Source organism: Alteribacter natronophilus (assembly GCF_006007885.1).
Taxonomy (GTDB): domain Bacteria; phylum Bacillota; class Bacilli; order Bacillales; family Salisediminibacteriaceae; genus Alteribacter; species Alteribacter natronophilus.
The window spans coordinates 40,897-58,583 of the sequence record NZ_VCRO01000008.1 but is presented as its reverse complement, the minus strand read 5'-3'; the positions used below and the strand labels follow the sequence as shown (position 1 = coordinate 58,583).

19 protein-coding genes and 1 rRNA gene are annotated in these 17,687 nt (G+C 49.2%); 19 read left to right on the top strand and 1 reads right to left on the bottom strand.

The features are described from left to right. The 11 genes from rrf to rsmI form a co-directional block, all read left to right on the top strand. Window positions 1-98: ribosomal RNA gene (gene rrf, locus FGB90_RS19035) — 5S ribosomal RNA — on the top strand; the annotation flags it as partial. Window positions 99-517: 419 nt separating this feature from the next. Beyond that, window positions 518-742: a sigma factor G inhibitor Gin gene (locus FGB90_RS19030; RefSeq protein WP_138812444.1), complete on the top strand. Its 225-nt coding sequence runs from the start codon at window positions 518-520 to the stop codon at window positions 740-742. Window positions 743-947: 205 nt separating this feature from the next. After that, complete coding sequence (locus FGB90_RS19025) at window positions 948-2,405, top strand: aminotransferase class I/II-fold pyridoxal phosphate-dependent enzyme (RefSeq protein WP_138812443.1); 1,458 nt, start codon at window positions 948-950, stop codon at window positions 2,403-2,405. 51 nt (window positions 2,406-2,456) lie between these two features. Next, window positions 2,457-3,092, top strand: coding sequence for a dTMP kinase (tmk, locus tag FGB90_RS19020; RefSeq protein ID WP_138812442.1), 636 nt, complete (start codon window positions 2,457-2,459; stop codon window positions 3,090-3,092). Between the two features lie 87 nt (window positions 3,093-3,179). Then, window positions 3,180-3,509 carry a cyclic di-AMP receptor DarA gene (gene darA, locus FGB90_RS19015; protein ID WP_138812441.1) on the top strand — a complete coding sequence of 110 codons (330 nt, stop codon included), beginning with the start codon at window positions 3,180-3,182 and terminating at the stop codon, window positions 3,507-3,509. Window positions 3,510-3,521: 12 nt separating this feature from the next. Beyond that, window positions 3,522-4,508: a DNA polymerase III subunit delta' gene (holB, locus tag FGB90_RS19010; protein WP_138812440.1), complete on the top strand. Its 987-nt coding sequence runs from the start codon at window positions 3,522-3,524 to the stop codon at window positions 4,506-4,508. A gap of 1 nt (window position 4,509) precedes the next feature. Next, the gene (locus tag FGB90_RS19005; RefSeq protein WP_138812439.1) at window positions 4,510-5,337 is read left to right on the top strand and encodes a PSP1 domain-containing protein; all 828 of its coding nucleotides are present in this window, start codon (window positions 4,510-4,512) and stop codon (window positions 5,335-5,337) included. 15 nt (window positions 5,338-5,352) lie between these two features. After that, window positions 5,353-5,709, top strand: a complete 357-nt coding sequence (gene yabA, locus FGB90_RS19000; RefSeq protein ID WP_138812438.1) for a DNA replication initiation control protein YabA — start codon at window positions 5,353-5,355, stop codon at window positions 5,707-5,709. Between the two features lie 96 nt (window positions 5,710-5,805). Beyond that, window positions 5,806-6,549, top strand: a complete 744-nt coding sequence (locus tag FGB90_RS18995; RefSeq protein ID WP_138812437.1) for a tRNA1(Val) (adenine(37)-N6)-methyltransferase — start codon at window positions 5,806-5,808, stop codon at window positions 6,547-6,549. Next, a complete protein-coding gene (locus FGB90_RS18990; protein WP_138812436.1) occupies window positions 6,536-6,823 on the top strand; it encodes a GIY-YIG nuclease family protein in 288 nt (95 codons plus the stop codon). Before FGB90_RS18995 ends, FGB90_RS18990 begins: the two co-directional genes overlap by 14 nt. Further along, window positions 6,801-7,682, top strand: coding sequence for a 16S rRNA (cytidine(1402)-2'-O)-methyltransferase (gene rsmI, locus FGB90_RS18985; RefSeq protein WP_138812435.1), 882 nt, complete (start codon window positions 6,801-6,803; stop codon window positions 7,680-7,682). Before FGB90_RS18990 ends, rsmI begins: the two co-directional genes overlap by 23 nt. A gap of 57 nt (window positions 7,683-7,739) precedes the next feature. On the opposite strand, the gene abrB is transcribed toward rsmI, so the two are convergent. Next, complete coding sequence (gene abrB / locus FGB90_RS18980) at window positions 7,740-8,030, bottom strand: transition state genes transcriptional regulator AbrB (protein ID WP_138812434.1); 291 nt, start codon at window positions 8,028-8,030, stop codon at window positions 7,740-7,742. A 1,151-nt stretch (window positions 8,031-9,181) separates the two neighbouring features. On the opposite strand from abrB, the gene metG reads away from it, so the two are divergent. The 8 genes from metG (at window position 9,182) to FGB90_RS18940 (ending at window position 17,497) form a co-directional block, all read left to right on the top strand. Then, window positions 9,182-11,149, top strand: a complete 1,968-nt coding sequence (gene metG, locus FGB90_RS18975; RefSeq protein ID WP_138812433.1) for a methionine--tRNA ligase — start codon at window positions 9,182-9,184, stop codon at window positions 11,147-11,149. 32 nt (window positions 11,150-11,181) lie between these two features. Then, on the top strand, window positions 11,182-11,949 hold the full coding sequence (locus tag FGB90_RS18970) for a TatD family hydrolase (RefSeq protein WP_138812432.1): 768 nt from the start codon (window positions 11,182-11,184) through the stop codon (window positions 11,947-11,949). Between the two features lie 219 nt (window positions 11,950-12,168). Continuing rightward, a complete protein-coding gene (locus FGB90_RS18965) occupies window positions 12,169-13,521 on the top strand; it encodes a ubiquitin-like domain-containing protein (protein ID WP_138812431.1) in 1,353 nt (450 codons plus the stop codon). A gap of 411 nt (window positions 13,522-13,932) precedes the next feature. Next, complete coding sequence (gene rnmV, locus FGB90_RS18960) at window positions 13,933-14,514, top strand: ribonuclease M5 (RefSeq protein WP_138812430.1); 582 nt, start codon at window positions 13,933-13,935, stop codon at window positions 14,512-14,514. Further along, window positions 14,511-15,389 carry a 16S rRNA (adenine(1518)-N(6)/adenine(1519)-N(6))-dimethyltransferase RsmA gene (gene rsmA / locus FGB90_RS18955; protein WP_138812429.1) on the top strand — a complete coding sequence of 293 codons (879 nt, stop codon included), beginning with the start codon at window positions 14,511-14,513 and terminating at the stop codon, window positions 15,387-15,389. The genes rnmV and rsmA overlap by 4 nt, the downstream gene beginning before the upstream one ends. 75 nt (window positions 15,390-15,464) lie before the next feature. Next, window positions 15,465-16,337: a sporulation peptidase YabG gene (gene yabG, locus FGB90_RS18950; RefSeq protein WP_138812428.1), complete on the top strand. Its 873-nt coding sequence runs from the start codon at window positions 15,465-15,467 to the stop codon at window positions 16,335-16,337. A 320-nt stretch (window positions 16,338-16,657) separates the two neighbouring features. Beyond that, on the top strand, window positions 16,658-16,918 hold the full coding sequence (gene veg, locus FGB90_RS18945; protein WP_138812427.1) for a biofilm formation stimulator Veg: 261 nt from the start codon (window positions 16,658-16,660) through the stop codon (window positions 16,916-16,918). A 390-nt stretch (window positions 16,919-17,308) separates the two neighbouring features. Continuing rightward, window positions 17,309-17,497, top strand: a complete 189-nt coding sequence (locus FGB90_RS18940) for a small, acid-soluble spore protein, alpha/beta type (protein WP_138812426.1) — start codon at window positions 17,309-17,311, stop codon at window positions 17,495-17,497. The last annotated feature ends 190 nt before the right edge of the window (window positions 17,498-17,687 follow it).

The window sequence follows — 17,687 nt, the reverse complement described above, 5'->3', positions numbered from 1 at the left end:
AGGTCACACCCGTTCCCATGCCGAACACGGAAGTTAAGCTCTCCAGCGCCGATGGTAGTTGGGGGCTCTCCCCCTGTGAGAGTAGGACGCCGCTGGGCAGAAGAGACTCACTCGCATATGCGGGTGGGTCTTTTTTTGCGTTTTCAGATCTGTGCAGGAGAGGAGAAGGAGGGTGTGGGGGAGTGGGAAGCCTCGGATTTTGTCGCTTCGCCGATATCGGGCCCTTGACCGTCGATTTCCCGGGTTTGACCGTCGATTTCCCGGGATTTTCTGTCGATAAGTGACTCAGATACGGCTGATTTTGCCAGAGAATAAGTCAACGCTCCCAAAGCCGCCACCCTTCCCTTGAATAAACTGACACCCGCCTTCACATGCTGTAAAACAGCTGAAAAGCAGCTGATAATCGTGCGGCACAGGGACGAAACTGCCCGCATATAGTAAATCAGACACGTAAGTAAGGCGGATACGAATAATTCAGTCTTTTCTCGTCCATACTGGGAATGGAGGTGGAGAAGCTATGAAAGGAATGCTCGCATCGGAACAGACACAGGAAATGCAGGAATGTCTGATTTGTAAGCAGGAAAAAGGTTACGGAATACAGGTACTTCATTATTTTATCTGTGAATCGTGTGAACAGGAACTTGTTAACACCGATACGAAGGAAGAAGCTTATAACGAGTATGTACACAGACTCCGTAAAGTAAGAGATTCATTGTTTCAGAACAGACGGCCGATCCACTAGGGTGTGGAAAATTCTCGTATCCGTACATCAGATGACAAAGGTCAGCCGCAGGGGTAAACCAGCTGAACCAGCCCTGACTTAAACTGAAAATAAATAGACAGACTGCCGGATTTAATAACAATCAGCGGTCTGTTTTTTTATGGCGGATTTCTTTTGGGGCTGTCTTTAGTATAATAGACGAAGGAGTAAACAAAGGAGAAGGTTTATGAATCAGAACAGGATGCCGGTAGTGGAAGCACTTAAGAAACATGCGATGTCAGGCAGCGTTTCCATGCATGTACCGGGTCATAAAAACGGCAGTGTATTTCACAGCGGCAGCCGGGAGATTTTTTCCGGTGTACTTTCAATAGATCTCACTGAAATTTCCGGGATGGACGACCTCCACTGCCCAGAGGGGATCATCCGCGATGCAGAAATGCTTGCCGCAGGACTGTACGGTACGAAAATGACTTCGTTTCTTGTGGGAGGCTCTACTGCCGGCAATCTGGCAGCCATTCTCGGGACGGTTAAAGAAGGGGACTGCGTGCTTGTTCAGCGCAACAGTCATCAATCCGTTATTCACGGACTGGAAATGGCAGGGGCGGCACCGGTTCTCCTTGAGCCTGAACAGAGCGAAAACAGGACGTACGGCGTTTCCGTGAACACGGTCCGTGAAGCGGTTGCAGCCTGGCCTCAAGCCAGGGCGCTGCTTCTCACCTCCCCTACATATGAAGGGTACGTACAGGATTTAACGGATCATATAGCAGCGGCGCATGAAGCAGGTATACCTGTCATCGTTGATGAAGCCCATGGAGCTCATCTGATCATAGAAGAACAGGGCTGGCCGCTCACAGCTCTTCGTGCAGGGGCAGATGCAGTCGTACAGTCGGCCCATAAAATGCTGCCTGCCATGACGATGAGCTCGCTGCTGCACATGCAGGGGGAACGGCTGGACCATGAAAAAATAAGGAAGTATCTTCGGATGATCCAGTCCAGCAGCCCCTCTTATCCCCTTATGGCTTCGCTTGACTCCGCAAGAGCCTACCTGGCCTCCTATACGCCGGAGGAGGGGCGTGCAATGTTGGAGTGGAGCCGGGAGTTCAGGTCTTTACTGAACAGGATACCGCAGATTTCCTGTGCCCCGTCCGTAATAAATAATTATATACAGGACCCCCTTAAGATCGTGGTTGAAAGCATGTGCAGGGCTTCCGGCAGCGAACTGCAGAAGGCTTTCGCAGAGGAAGGTATCATTCCTGAGCTTGCAGGGCCCTCACACGTCCTGTTTACACTGCCGCTTGCAAAAGAAAAGCCCGATTTTAAAGGTGTCGCCGAAGCAGTACAGCGGGCATGCAGTCAGTACAATGCAGCTGCATATAAAAACGGCCCTGAGCGATACGAACCGTCCTTTTCAGGGGGAGGGGAAAGAATCATTCCCCTTGCCATGACCTACCGGGAAATGGCCAGTTACTCAGCAGAAAAAGTCCCATATACTAAGGCAGCAGGAAAGATTGCGGCCGAAGACGTGGTACCTTACCCCCCGGGGATTCCCCTCCTGGTAAAAGGAGAGCGGATCACGGCCGAACGGGTTGGGAAGCTCTCGGAGCTGGTCAGCACAGGGGCTTCGTTTCAGAGCGGCGGGGCTTTTAAAACAGAAGGAATTTCCGTTTTTCAGCACCTGCCATAAAGCCCAGGGACGGTATATATAAAACGAAAAAACCAGTGAGGAGTTATACATATGAAGGGACGTTTTATAACATTTGAAGGAGGCGAGGGAGCTGGGAAAACCACCGTACTCCGCGCCATTCAAAAGAAACTGGAAAACGCCGGATACCAGGTACTTACAACAAGGGAACCCGGGGGAAGTGTGATCGCAGAGAAGATCAGGGATGTGATTCTGGACACACGGCATACTGAAATGGATAACCGGACCGAAGCTCTCCTTTATGCAGCTGCAAGACGTCAGCACCTCGTTGAAAAGGTGCTTCCGGCACTTGAGGAAGGTGCCGTTGTTCTTTGTGACCGTTTTATTGACAGCAGTATTGTATATCAGGGTGTAGCCAGAGGCATCGGTACGGATGAGGTGCGGGAGATGAACCTTTTTGCCACGGCAGGACTCATGCCTGATCTGACCCTTTTTTTCGACGTGGATCCCGAAACAGGCCTCTCACGGATCGGGAAAAACGAGGGGCGGGAAATAAACCGCCTCGATCAGGAAGACCTGGCGTTCCATTACAGGGTGCAGGAAGCGTACCGCAGTCTTGCTTCAGCCGAACCAGAAAGAATCCTCACCGTTGATGCAGGAAAAACAGAGGAGGAAGTCGAAAAGGAAGCGCATGGTATGATCATTTCCTATCTTAAAGGGAGAGCCTGAGAGACAGAACGTTTTCACAGCTGTTATAATAAACTGTAAGAATGAACCACATCGCCGGTAAAGCGGGCGTGCAGGGAGGTAAAACTGATGAAACTGATTGTAGCCGTGGTGCAGGATAAAGACAGCAACCGTCTGTCGGATGCTCTTGTGGATAACAAATTTCAGGCGACGAAACTCGCCAGTACCGGTGGTTTTCTGAAAGCCGGTAATACGACGTTTATGATTGGAACAGAAGACGAACATGTTCAGGATGTCCTGACGATTATAAAAGATAACTGCAAATCCAGGGAACAGCTGGTGGCACCGATTTCCCCGATGGGAGGGAATGCCGATTCCTATGTCCCGTACCCTGTTGAAGTACAGGTTGGAGGAGCTACGGTGTTTGTCCTGCCTGTCGAGGAATTTGAGAAGTTTTAGCGGAGGCCGAATATGAACTGGGAACAGCTCGAAGCAACACAGCCGACGGTCGTCAGGATGCTGACGAACAGTCTGAAAAAAGACCGCCTTGCCCATGCCTACCTGTTTGAGGGCGGTCGTGGTACGGGAAAACTGCAGATGGCGATGCAGCTTGCCAGGGCATTTTTCTGCATCCATGCAGAAGCAGGTGAACCGTGCGGGGAGTGCAGGGACTGCAGACGGGTTGATTCGGGCAATCATCCGGACGTGCACCTGATCCGTGCGGAAGGTCAGACCATAAAAGTTGATCAGATCCGACACCTGAAAAAGGAATTCAGCTTCAGGGGGATGGAATCAAAAAAGAAAGTCTACCTTGTTGCAGAGGCGGAAAAAATGACACCGAGTGCAGCAAACAGTATTCTTAAATTTCTGGAGGAGCCGGAAGGAGAAGCGCTTGCGGTCCTGATGACAACGCAGTACCACCGGATTCTGAAGACCATTGTCTCCAGGTCCCAGGTCCTTTCCTTCGCTCCTCTCTCCCCGGACAGGCTGATTAAACAGATGGTGAACGAAGAAATCCCCGAAGTGCAGGCAGCGGTCGCCTCAAGGCTGACTTCCGACATTGAGGAAGCAAAATCCCTTTGTTCTGACAATTGGATTGCACAGGCGAGAACCAAAGTGATACAATTGACAGATGAAGTATATAAGCGTCCGAAGTACGCTTTTCTTATGCTTCAGGATGGCTGGCTGGATTTTTTCAAAGAGAAGAATGAGATGCAGACCGGTCTCGATCTTTTGATGATATGGTATCGTGACGTTATTCGCATACAGCTGGAGCAGCAGGATGAACTGGTCTTTTTTGACCAGGAGGAACGCCTGCGTGATGAGGCTTTGAAAACCTCCCAGACCAGACTGGGAAACAGCCTCACCGCCATTCTTGATGCGAAAAAACGGCTTGAAGCGAATACCAGTCCCCAGCTGGTTATGGAGCAGCTGCTCCTTCGGTTACAGGAGGGATAACGTGCATCAGGTTGTAGGTGTTCGATTTAAGAAAGCGGGGAAAATCTATTATTTTTCACCCGGTAAAATAGATATAAAGCAGGACGATTATGTTATTGTGGAAACGGCCCGGGGAGTGGAGTTCGGCAAGGTCGTCATCGCTTCGAAGGAAGTCAGTGAGAACGATGTCGTTCTTCCCCTCAAAAACGTGCTGCGCACGGCGACGGAAAAGGACAAGCTCGTTGTTCAGGAGAACCGCGATGAGGCAGCAAAAGCTTTTGAAGTCTGCCTGAAAAAAATCGAAGAGCACAAGCTGGAAATGAAACTGGTGGATGTGGAATACACATTTGACCGGAACAAAATTCTCTTCTACTTTACTGCAGACGGACGTATTGATTTCCGGGAGCTTGTTAAGGATCTGGCTTCCGTATTCCGGACCCGGATTGAGCTTAGACAGATCGGGGTCAGAGACGAAGCGAAGATGCTCGGAGGGGTAGGCCCCTGCGGCAGGATGCTGTGCTGTTCAACCTTTCTCGGGGATTTTGAACCTGTGTCCATAAAAATGGCCAAAGATCAGAATCTCTCCCTTAATCCTACAAAAATTTCAGGTCTGTGCGGCAGACTGATGTGCTGCCTGAAATATGAGAATGATATGTACGAAAGTGCCAAAAAGGAACTTCCGGATATAAATGAGCATATTAAAACAAGCTATGGTAAAGGGAAGGTTGTCGGCCTCAACATGCTGGAGCGTCTCGTCCAGATTGAACTGTTCGAAGCCAAGCGTGTTGTGGAGTATACTTTGGATGAACTCATGCAAGAAGGAGCAATCACCAGCCAAACCACGAATTGATGAGGTGTGGGGATCGTGAACAAAAAAGAAATATTCGCACGCGTGAGTCAGATGGAAGAGCGGATCGGCGGTCTCCATCATGAGCTTGGTGAACTGAAGGAACAGCTTGCTCTTCTGCTGGAGGAGAACCACCACCTTGCGATTGAAAATGAGAATTTGCGTAAGCGGATGGATCATAAAGACATGCCAAAGAAGGAGCAGCAGCAGGAAAAAGCAAGCCCGAAGCAGAAAAAGCGTTCTGACTTCGGGGAAGGGTATGACAACCTTGCCCGGCTTTACCAGGAAGGCTTTCATATCTGCAACCTTCATTACGGGAGTATCCGTAAAGAAGGGGACTGCCTGTTCTGTCTGTCGTTTCTGAATAAAAAATAGCCGTTTTCCGTCTTTCCGGACTAGCTTCCGGGAAGACTTTTTTTCCATATGGGGCTCTAATGCCCACCACTGCGGTTTAAGAGAAGGAGTAAAAAAATGAATGAGAACAGTGCCGAGGAAAGAGTCGATCATCTGCCGGGTACAACGATGCCCATCGTTCAGCGCAAAGATGTTTTCGTCTTTTCCACCGATGCGGTCCTGCTTGCCACCTTTTCGGGAATTCCGAAGAAAAAGGGAAAAATGATCGACCTGTGTGCAGGAAACGGAGCGGTTCCTCTGATGCTCAGTCTGCGGACAAAAGCGCCCATAGATGCGGTGGAAATTCAGCAGCCGCTGGCAGAACTTGCTGAGAGGAACGTGAAAAACAACAATCTTGGCGGGCAGATCAGCATTATTCATAAAGACATTAATGAACTCGACAAGGAAGTAAGCTGGGGGCGTTACGACACCGTTACGTGCAACCCTCCCTATTTTCCCCTTTCCCAGAACGAACGGGACCTTAATGAAAACAAACGGATTAACATGGCCAAGCACGAACTTGCCTGTACGTTCGATGATGTTGCACGGACGGCATCCCGCCTTGTGAAGGACCGTGGACGTTTTGCCCTTGTGCACAGGCCGGAGCGACTGGGGGATATTCTTATTACTCTGAGAAAATACAATCTCGAACCTAAACGGATGCAGTTTGTTCACCCGAAGGAAGGAAAAAATGCAAATATGGTTCTCGTGGAAAGTATGAGAAGGGGCAGCCCCGGGCTGACAGTGCTGCCTCCGATTATCGTTTACGGTGAAGACGGAACCTACACCAAGGAGTTTAAAAAGCTGTATGAAACGTGGTGAGCACTTTGTATACATCCTGGAATGCCGGGATAAAACGTATTACACAGGGTATACGAATGATATTGAAAAACGCCTTGCTGCACATGAGAAGGGAACAGGCGCCAAGTACACGAAAGGCCGCGGCCCTTTTACTCTCGTCTACTGTTCCTGCTTCAGCCTGAAGCAGGAGGCACTGCGGGAAGAGTACAGAATTAAGCAGTTGACAAAAATACAGAAACACAACCTGATCAAGGGGAAAGGAGGCAGGGAAGATGAACATTCAGAAAAGCTTTAAAGGTGAGAATCAGGAGAAGGGAACACTGTACCTGGTGCCGACACCGATCGGCAACCTGGAGGATATGACCTATCGTGCTGTAAGAGTCCTGAAAGAAGCAGATGTTATTGCGGCGGAAGACACGAGGAACACCCGCAAGCTCTGCCATGTATTTGAAATCGACACCCCTCTGATAAGCTATCACGAACACAGCAGGCAGGAAAAAGAGGAAGAGATCACCGGAAGGCTGCACAAAGGTGAGTCGGTGGCGCTCGTTTCCGATGCCGGAATGCCCGCAGTTTCCGATCCGGGGCAGGATCTCGTGAAGCGGTGTATCAGTGAACAGCTGACAGTTGTCCCGCTTCCGGGGGCTAATGCCGCTCTGTCGGGACTGGTCGCCTCGGGTTTGTCGACAGATATGTTTACTTTTGTCGGATTTTTGAACAGGAAAAAGAAAGTGAAAAGGGAAACACTTGAGTCGTGGAAAAAAAGCCGGGAAACCCTGATGTTTTATGAATCTCCTCACCGGATCAGTGATACTCTTGAGGAAATGGCCAACATTTTTGGGGGCAGCCGGCAGGCGGTACTCTGCAGGGAGCTGACAAAAAAGCACGAGGAGTTTCTCAGAGGCACTCTCGAAGAACTGCACGGCTACTGCGTGTCGCATTCCCTTAAAGGCGAGATGGTGATCCTGGTCGATGGCCAGTCCGGGGAACAGGTCGATGGAGAAGAGGAAGAGCAGTGGTGGGCAGGTCTCGATGCTGCTGACCACGTGAAAGTATATATTGATAAAGGAATGACTTCCAAAGACGCGATCAAAAAGGCGGCAAAGGATCGCAACGAAAATAAGCGCGAAGTTTACAAAGCGTTTCACACATAAAAAAAGAAGCCTGAACACCATTAGAGGGTTCAGGCTTTTTAATATTTTTCATTCGACTTACTTGGATTCCTGCTTCTCAAGGTAGGACTGAAGATCGTTGATGATCTCCTGAGCACCCTGAGGGCTGAGGATAATCTTGCCGCCTGCAAGTGAAAGGTTGTCATCGGAAACCTCTCCTGTAAGCTGGCAGGTCATGTTCGGCTTGTATTTCTTGAGTACGATGCGGTCGTCGTCCACATAGATCTCAAGAGCATCCTTCTCTGCAATATCGAGCGTTCTGCGAAGCTCGATTGGAATAACTACGCGTCCAAGTTCGTCGACCTTTCTTACAATACCTGTTGATTTCATGAATCATTCTCCTCCCATAAAAGAAAAATTCGTGTTACTGCAGACAATGAAATTGTCAGCGTTCGACAAAATCTTTCAAACTCAGAATACCAACTCTTCCAAAAGAAGTCAATAAGAAAACGTTTAATTTGAAAGTTTAATAGATGTGTGAACACCGTTAGATACCGCCATATCAACATTTCCTGCTATTATTACATTCTTGTATCATTTAATGGCTGATTAAATGTCTTGGAAATTTGAGAAAATGAAACTGGTATTCCTATTGTCCTTCTATAACAATTCGACATTGCCTTCCTGTTATTGTCGGTAATTTACGGCATCTGGAACTTTTCCGGATAAATGACAGGTGAGTATGAGAAAAAACGGCGCTTGTTTTTCCGGGCAGCAGGTTGTTTAAAATACAGGAAAGCAGACCACCTCTCATTCTGTAGTAAAGGTTCACAGGTCACCGGACTGCCGTAAATGATTTTACCTGCCGGACCTCTGATGTTTCTTTACCCTTATTGGGGAAAAATGACACCACCATTTCAGTAAATCGAAGCTATTTTTTCAAAAAATTTCAACCGATGCTTTCAAGGCAGCTGAAAAACAGGCTTCACTGCGAGGAGAATGCTGTTTAATACACTATATTTGTGTTTATACTTAGTAACAGCAGCAGGCTGCAGGGAAAAAGGCTCACCGTCAGTTCGGATCCTTGACACAACGGGGGCTGTTCGGTATATTTTGAATTAGATTTTGACGAAGAAATGAAATAGTCTTTTTCTGATGAACGGATGAGTAGAAAGAGGACGTCCATACCAGAGAGCCGGGGAAGGTGGGAGCCGGCATGGAACGCTTTTTCGAATATGGTCCGGGGAGGATTTCCGTTTCCGAGTTCCCACAGGGAATAAGGGGACGACGCTGGCCGGCGTTACCTGGCAGAAGTTGATTTTTGGGGAAGCATTATATCCGGAGTCAACTTACCGAGCCCTGTCTTGTGAAAGGCGGGGGAATGTGGGTGGTACCGCGTGAGTTTCCAGGCTCTCGTCCCTGTCAGGGGCGGGGGCTTTTCTGTGTTCCCGTAAAACTGCAGGGAAGAAAGTATACGCCGGCTGCATCACTGGAAAAACGAACAGTTCGTCTGGACTGTGAGAAATAAAGGAGGAACTCTGATGACGAAAAAAGACAATACGTTTTACATTACAACACCGATCTATTACCCGAGCGGCAAACTTCACATCGGTCACGCTTACACAACGGTGGCCGGCGATGCGATGGCCCGCTATAAACGTCTGCGGGGATATGAAGTCCGTTATCTTACGGGCACGGATGAACACGGGCAGAAAATCCAGCTCAAAGCAGAGGAACAGGGAGTCACACCGGAAGAGCTCGTGGATCAGGCAGCGGCCGACATTAAAAGCCTCTGGAGCAAACTCGACATTTCGTACGATGATTTTATCCGTACTACCGAACCGCGTCATAAGGACGTTGTCCAGAAGATTTTCGATCAGTTTCTTGAGCAGGGTGATATTTACCTTGATGAGTACGAGGGGCTCTACTGTACCCCGTGTGAATCATTTTTTACCGAGCGGCAGGCTGAAAACGGGAACTGTCCGGACTGCGGCCGTCCTGTTGAGAAAGTGCGGGAGGAATCGTATTTCTTCAGAATGAGCAAGTATGCCGACCGTCTGCTCCAGTACTACGAGGACAACCCGGAGTTCATTCAGCCTGAATCGCGGAAAAAGGAAATGATCAATAACTTTATTAAGCCGGGTCTTGAGGATCTTGCGGTCTCCCGTACGTCGTTTGACTGGGGTGTAAAAGTGAACAGCAATCCAAAGCACGTAGTGTACGTATGGATTGATGCCCTGTCCAACTACATTACATCCCTCGGCTACAGCACGGATGATGATGACCTCTACCGCAAACACTGGCCAGCTGATGTGCATCTGGTAGGTAAGGAGATTGTCCGCTTCCACACGATTTACTGGCCGATTATGCTGATGGCTCTTGACCTGCCGCTGCCGAAAAAAGTGTTCGGTCACGGCTGGCTTCTCATGAAGGACGGAAAGATGTCCAAATCAAAAGGAAATGTCGTCGATCCGGTTCCCCTGATTGACCGCTACGGACTCGATGCCCTCCGCTACTATCTCCTTCGTGAAGTGCCGTTCGGCTCCGATGGGGTATTTACACCGGAAGGATTTGTGGAGCGGGTGAACTACGATCTTGCCAACGACCTCGGAAACCTGCTTAACCGGACAGTGGCGATGATCAATAAATACTTTGACGGCAGGGTGCCGGAATACGTAAAAGACGCCACGTCCTATGATGCACACCTGGTGGAACTCGTGGATGCAACCGTGGAAAAAGTGGAGCAGGCAATGGATGACATGGAATTTTCAGTTGCACTCACAGCAATCTGGCAGCTTGTAAGCCGGACGAATAAATATATCGATGAAACACAGCCATGGCTGCTGGCAAAAGACGATGAAGCGAAAGAGCAGCTCGGTTCCGTCATGTACCATCTTGCGGAATCCCTCAGATCGATTTCCATCATGATTCAGCCGTTTATGACGGAAACACCGAAAAAAATCTGGGAGCAGCTCGGCGTTCACAGTGAAGCGACTGAGTGGGAGAGCCTCAGGCAGTTTGGCAGCCTGAAAAGCGGCAGCGACGTAATCAAAAAAGGGACTCCGCTGTTCCCGCGTCTTGAGGTATCGGACGAAGTGGCTTATATTGTTGAATCCATGGGCGGTACCGTGGTGACGGAAGAAGAGAAAAAGCAGGAGGAACAGAAGAAAGAAGCTCCTGAAACTGAAGAGATCACCATCGGTGACTTTTCGAAAGTTGATCTCCGTGTGGCGGAGATCATTGAAGCAGAACCTGTGAAAAAGGCCGATAAACTGCTGAAAATTCAGCTCGATCTCGGTTACGAAAAACGGCAGGTCGTCTCGGGAATTGCAAAGCACTATAAGCCTGAAGACCTGAAGGGTCAGAAGGTAATCTGTGTAACGAACCTGAAACCTGTAAAACTTCGCGGTGAACTGTCGGAAGGAATGATCCTGGCCGGATCGGAAGGAAAAGATCTGAAGCTGGCTACAATCGATCCGTCCCTGCCGAACGGTGCACAGGTAAAATAACGGATACATGCACCTGATCAAGGAGGAGTTACATGCTTTTCGATACACATGTTCATCTCAATGCCGATCAGTTTGAAGACGACCAGGAGGAGGTGATCGCCCGTGCAAAGGAAGCGGGCGTCACCGAGATGGTTGTCGTCGGATTTGACGAAAAGACGATAAAAAAAGCGATGAACCTCGCAGAAGAATACGATTATATATACGCTGCAGTGGGCTGGCACCCGGTAGATGCGGTGGATATGACGGAGGATCACCTTGCCTGGATAGAAGAACTGGCTTCCCACCCGAAAGTAGTCGCTCTCGGTGAAATGGGACTGGACTATCACTGGGATAAATCACCGGCTGATGTTCAGAAAGACGTTTTCCGCAGGCAGATCCGCCTGGCCAGGAAGCTGAAGATGCCGATTATTATTCATAACCGTGATGCCGATGAAGACATCGTGGAAGTGCTGAAAGAGGAAAATGCCGGGGAAGTCGGCGGCATTATGCACTGTTTTGCAGGTAATCTTGAGATGGCCAGGGACTGCCTTGATATGAACTTTTATATTTCCTTCGGGGGCCCGGTGACGTTTAAAAACGCCCGCCTTCCAAAAGAAGTGGCAGCAAAAATCCCGATGGACAGACTCCTGATTGAAACCGATTGTCCGTTTCTGGCTCCTCATCCCTACCGCGGGAAGCGGAATGAACCGGCATATGTGAAGCTGGTTGCCGAGAAAATTGCCGAACTGAAAGAGGTATCAGCAGTGAAACTGGCCGAACAAACAAGAAAAAATGCACATCGTCTGTTTGCTATAGATTGACACGTTTCTCTGTCGAAATGAACAGGACTTTGTCCAAAACGAGGGCAAAGTCCTGTTTTTTTACATTTATTTTGAACTCCGTGGTGGAAGCTGTCGAGTGAAAGTCCTTTACAAATCAGCAGAGTCCGGACAATAATACTAGGAAATGAGGCTCATGACTGAATTGACAGAAATGTCGCTTCAGAGTAAAATGTGGTGGTTAAAGGAGGCGTTCATACGATGGCAGACAGGATGAAGCGGTTTCTTACCGGTTTTATAACGGGGAAGAAGCTGGCCATATCCAGTGTCGGCCTTGCTATTGTGGCAGCAGCAGCCGTTTTTGCATTCTATGAAATTACGAAAACGACCGTAACGATTGTTGCAGCAGAAGAAGAGGTTCAAGCCTCAACACATGCAGACACAGTAGAAGAGGTCCTGGAAGAACACGGAATTGAACTGGGAAAACATGATCAAATTGAACCCGCATTGGATACAGAAATTAAAAACGAACTCGACATTACAATTACCGAAGCAATTGAAGTACAGGTTCTGAAGGATAATGACCTGAAAGACGTATGGACAACAGCTCCTACAGTAGAAGATCTGTTCGCTGAACTTGAAATAGAAATAGGAGAACACGATTTTGTTCACCCCTCCCTTGAAAGGACGCTCTCAAGTGAGATGATTGTCGTTCATAACGAGGCATTTGAACTGACTGTTTACAGGGATGGAGAAGAAGAGAACATCTGGACTACTTCGACGACTGTCGCTGACTTTTTAAACCGTGAGGATATCACCCTTGACGAACTTGACAGGGTGGAACCGGAGATTCACGAATACATAAGCGAATCACAGGAAATTACCGTCATTCGTGTGGAAAAGGTCACCGATGTTGTAGAGGAAACGATTGATTTTGCCACTGTTACCCGTAACGATTCCTCTCTTGAAGAAGGGAAGAGAGAGGTTGTGCAGAGCGGCAGTGACGGCACACTGGCAAAACATTATGAAGTCACTATTGAAGACGGGGAAGAAGTTTCCCGTGAACTGGTTAAAGAAGAAATGATTGAAGAGGGTGAGGACCGCATCGTAGCTGTTGGTACGAAACAGCCGGTGACCGTGGCATCCCGGGGATCATCGTCCCCGTCCTCTTCATCCTCTTCATCATCGTCCGCATCATCGTCTTCCGGTTCTTCGTCGGATTCAGGCTCTTCGGGGTCATCTTCCGGATCTTCTGCCTCATCGGGCTCTTCCTCCTCGCAGGGATCGTCAGGAGGAAGTTCATCCTCCGATTCGGGCTCCTCAGGCGGAGGAAGCTGGCAGACGTTTGAGGCAACAGCATACACGGCAGACTGCAGCGGCTGCTCAGGTATCACTGCTACAGGAATCAACCTGCGTGAAAACCCTGATGCCAAAGTGGTGGCAGTGGACCCGAGCGTCATCCCTCTTGGCTCCCGAGTGGAAATCCGGGGCTACGGCACATATGTAGCAGGGGATACCGGCGGTGCGATCCAGGGAAGAAAAATTGATATCTTCATGCCAAGCGGAGCAGGTTCGTTTGGAAGGAAAAACGTAGAAGTCCGTATACTTGACTGATCCGTAAAGAAAGCCGGTATCTGTGGCGATTTTGTCACTATGCCGGCTTTTTATCGTGGAGGAATCAGTCCTGTGGTACGGGCGAAGTGAAGCGCCTGAAGCGTGACTCCTGCGGCAGGGGGACAGGATGAGACCCTGCAGGGCAAAGCCCAAGGAGGCTCAGCGCCACCGCCGCGGAAAGCAAGCGTAAGGCGCGAAACTGAGCTTCTGCTAAATCCAGGGTACTGAGCACAGTCCTTATGAAGAGACATCAGGCAAACTTGAGCCTGAAGCGTGGCTCCTGCGGCCGTGGAGGCCCGGAGAGACCCTGCAGTCGCAGCCCCGGGGTTCACACAGAAAAGAAACTTTGTGCCGAAAACCCGATTAGGGTACTATATACGTACGAGAAACCCGATTGTCTGGAGCGATTATGTGATTATAAAAGAAATGATTGTGGTTGAAGGCAGGGATGACACCAAGGCGCTTCGCCGTGTCGCCGAATGTGATACGATCGAAACAAATGGTTCTGCTGTGGATGCAGAAGTAATCGAAAAAATAAAGCTTGCAGCCGAGCGCCGGGGTGTCATTATTTTTACCGATCCTGACGCCCCGGGTGAAAAAATCAGAAGAACAGTGGAACAGCACGTTCCCGGATGCCGGCACGCCTTTCTTTCAAAAGATGAGGCCAGGAGCCGCCGGGGCGCTATTGGTGTTGAGCACGCTTCACCTGAAGCTCTTCTTAAAGCACTGGCCGACGTAAGGACAGCCGGAAGCCGGACCGAAGAGTATATTACAAAGAATGACCTGATGAGTGCAGGACTGATTGCCGGTCCCGGCTCCCGTGAGAAACGTGAGCGCGTCGGGAAACTGCTCCGGATCGGATATGCCAATGGAAAACAGCTGCACCGGAGACTCATTGAGTTCAGAATTTCACGAGGTGAGTTTGCCGCTGCCCTGAAAACAGCCGAAAACGAAGCTGCTGCAGAGCGGACAGGAAAGAAGAGGGATCTATGAACAAGGATATTGCTACACCGAAACGCACGAAGGAAATTCTTGCGAAGCACGGATTTTCATTCAAAAAAAGTCTGGGACAGAACTTCCTGATTGATACAAACGTACTGAGAAAGATTGCCGATGCCGGCAACATAACAGAGGAAACGGCCGCTATCGAAATCGGTCCGGGAATCGGTGCCCTTACAGAACAGATTGCAAAGCAGGCCAAGTCGGTCACAGCCCTGGAAATTGATCAGCGGCTTCTCCCGATTCTGAAGGAAACGCTGGCGCCCTATCCTCACGTAAACGTCATTCATCAGGATGTTCTTGAAGCGGATCTTCATCAGCTCATCCGGGAGGAAATCGGAGAGCAGGAGGATAAGGTTGTGTGCGCGAACCTTCCATATTATGTAACAACCCCGATTCTTCTGAAGCTGCTGGAAGAAAAACTTCCGCTCAGAGCCATCGTGGTGATGATTCAGAAAGAGGTTGCCGAACGAATTGCAGCCAGTCCAGGTACGAAGGATTATGGTTCACTTTCAATTGCATGCCAGTATTATGCGGAAGCGGAGACGGTACTGACTGTACCGAAAACAGTATTTGTCCCTCAGCCTAACGTGGACTCGGCCGTACTCAGGCTGACGATCCGTGATGAACCACCTGTTAAAGTAAAGGATGAAGCGTTTTTCTTCAGTCTCATCCGGGGAGCATTCCGTCAGCGGAGGAAGACCCTCCTGAACAACCTGACTGTTCATTTTGACGCCAAAAAAGACAAGGCCGTAATAGAGGAACTCTGCCAAAAAGCGGAGATTGATCCGAAGAGAAGAGGCGAAACCCTTTCCATGGAGGAGTTCGCCGTGCTGAGCGATATTTTCCATGCAGAATATGGCGGATAATTCCGGTAATGTGCTGTCCGCCTGACACTGAAACGCCTCCCTGCGCATACGTTATCGTGTGAGGAGGCGTTTGTCATGCAGGGGATTAAAGTCGGCCAGGTCGTAGGCAGAGCTTCATATAACTGCGACATTCTTTTCAGGGTAATCGCAGTCAACGGATCCAACGTCGAACTTTTCGGCGAGGAAATGCGCCTTGTGGCAGATGCTCCAGTAAATGATCTTGTTATCATGGAGGAAACGGAGCGTAAGCAGCATTCCAAGCTCTTTCAGGAAAAAGAGGAAAGCTGCTATCAGCTGTTCAGACAGGACCGCAGGCTGATCCGCGAACAGACCGAATACGAAATTACATCCGGTTACACAGAAAAGCATGCATTCTTTGAACTGCCCGGCCGGATTCTTCACATAGACGGAGACCCGCTTTATTTAAAGAAATGCACTGCTGTTTATGACCGTCTTGGTGTCCCTGTATATGGTGTCTCCATTCCGGAAAAAGAAATGCCGCTCCAGGTCGGGTCACTGATCGAAATGGTGAGGCCTGATATTTTAGTGGTTACCGGTCACGATGCGTATATGAAAAACAAAGGCGGAAAAGATGAGCTGAAGGCTTACCGTAACTCAAAGTATTTTATTGATGCTGTAAAGGAAGCCCGTAAAGTGGTTCCCTACATGGATAATCTTGTGATATTTGCAGGAGCCTGTCAGTCTTACTTTCAGGCGATTTTAAGGGCAGGGGCAAACTTTGCAAGCTCGCCTGAACGTATTAATATTCATGCTCTTGACCCTGTATATGTGGTGGCCAAAGTAAGCCTTACTCCGTTTATGGACCGCGTCGGTCTGTGGGACCTGCTGAAACATACGCTCACTGGTGAGCGCGGCATGGGAGGAATCGAAACGACAGGGAAGCTCAGGCGGGGAATCCCGGTGGAGCAGGAAGAAATGGAAGAGTGAAGGAACAGAGCTGCGGGTGTGTGCCGGAGCTCTTTCCGTGTTCAATTTATCTTTGTCCCGCCGGTGGACTCACCACTATTAAGATGCTGCCATTCACAGGCAGTGGTCCGGGTTGGAACTCATACGATTCCGGGATCCGGGTACATGTTTACATAAAAATGTGAGAACTGCACAAACTACCTCCAGGCGTATTTTGGGACCGGGTCAGGTCGCAAAAAGCCTAATTGACATACACCATCCGTGTTGTTATAATTTTAGGTTTTATTAAATTTGACAAATGTGTCGAATGGTGTTATTGTATATACAGTGAGGTGGAGTGAATGGGAAAAACGTTGATTGAAATTAAGCGTACGCTTGATGCAAATGTCGGCAAACGAGTCACGATCAAGGCAAATGGAGGAAGAAGGAAGACGATTGAACGGTCAGGCCTTCTTGAAGGAACCTATCCTTCCGTGTTTATTATTAAGCTCGATCAGGATGCCCACGCCTTTGAACGAGTGTCCTACAGCTACACCGATGTACTTACGGACACTGTCCAGCTTTCACTGTCTGAAGAAGAAACCGCGACGGAATCAGTATAGAACAGTCACCTGCTTCGGGTGAACGGCCAGCGATTATTCAAAAAAACGTCTAAGGGCAACGTCTTAGATTCTTTTTTGGGTAATCGCTTTTTATTTAGCTCTTTTCGTAAGGCTGTGTTCGTATAGATTGTTGTTATTGGTCACATTATTAATGGAGCGAAAGGCGGTGACTCCAGCGGAAAGCATCCGCCTGCAGCGCAATAAAACAACAATCTATCCGAAAACAGCTTTTTATTTTCCCTGAAAGAAGTTAAACACTTCCTGGAGCGCATATCACCGCTTTTCCATTGGGACGGGCGGTGGACGGCTCATGACTGTATTGTTTTTCCTTCATGGCACCTGCTGCCCTGGGGATACTAACAATGCCGCTGGTTAAAGGGAGTGGTCGCGATGGGAAGAAGACGCAGTACAATGTCTGAAGGCTTTAAGAACGAGCTGGCAAAAGAGCTTGGTTTCTATGATACCGTTCAAAAGCATGGCTGGGGTGCCATCAGGTCCAGAGATGCCGGAAACATGGTAAAACGGGCTGTCGAGATGGCCGAACAGCGGATGGCAGAGCAGCACCGGGAACGGCACTGACAAGTATTCAGCGGCAGGCCGGGAGTATTCCCGGTCTTTTTCTGCTGTGTAAAAGAACTGCAGCAGGGCTATAATGGAAACACGGAGAAAAGGGCGGATGTGAATTCCTTCATGTCGGAACTGGTCGGTTCATGAAAGGAATGGTAAAATAGCGGAAGCAGGAAAGAACGGATTCAGAAGTAGGTGGTAA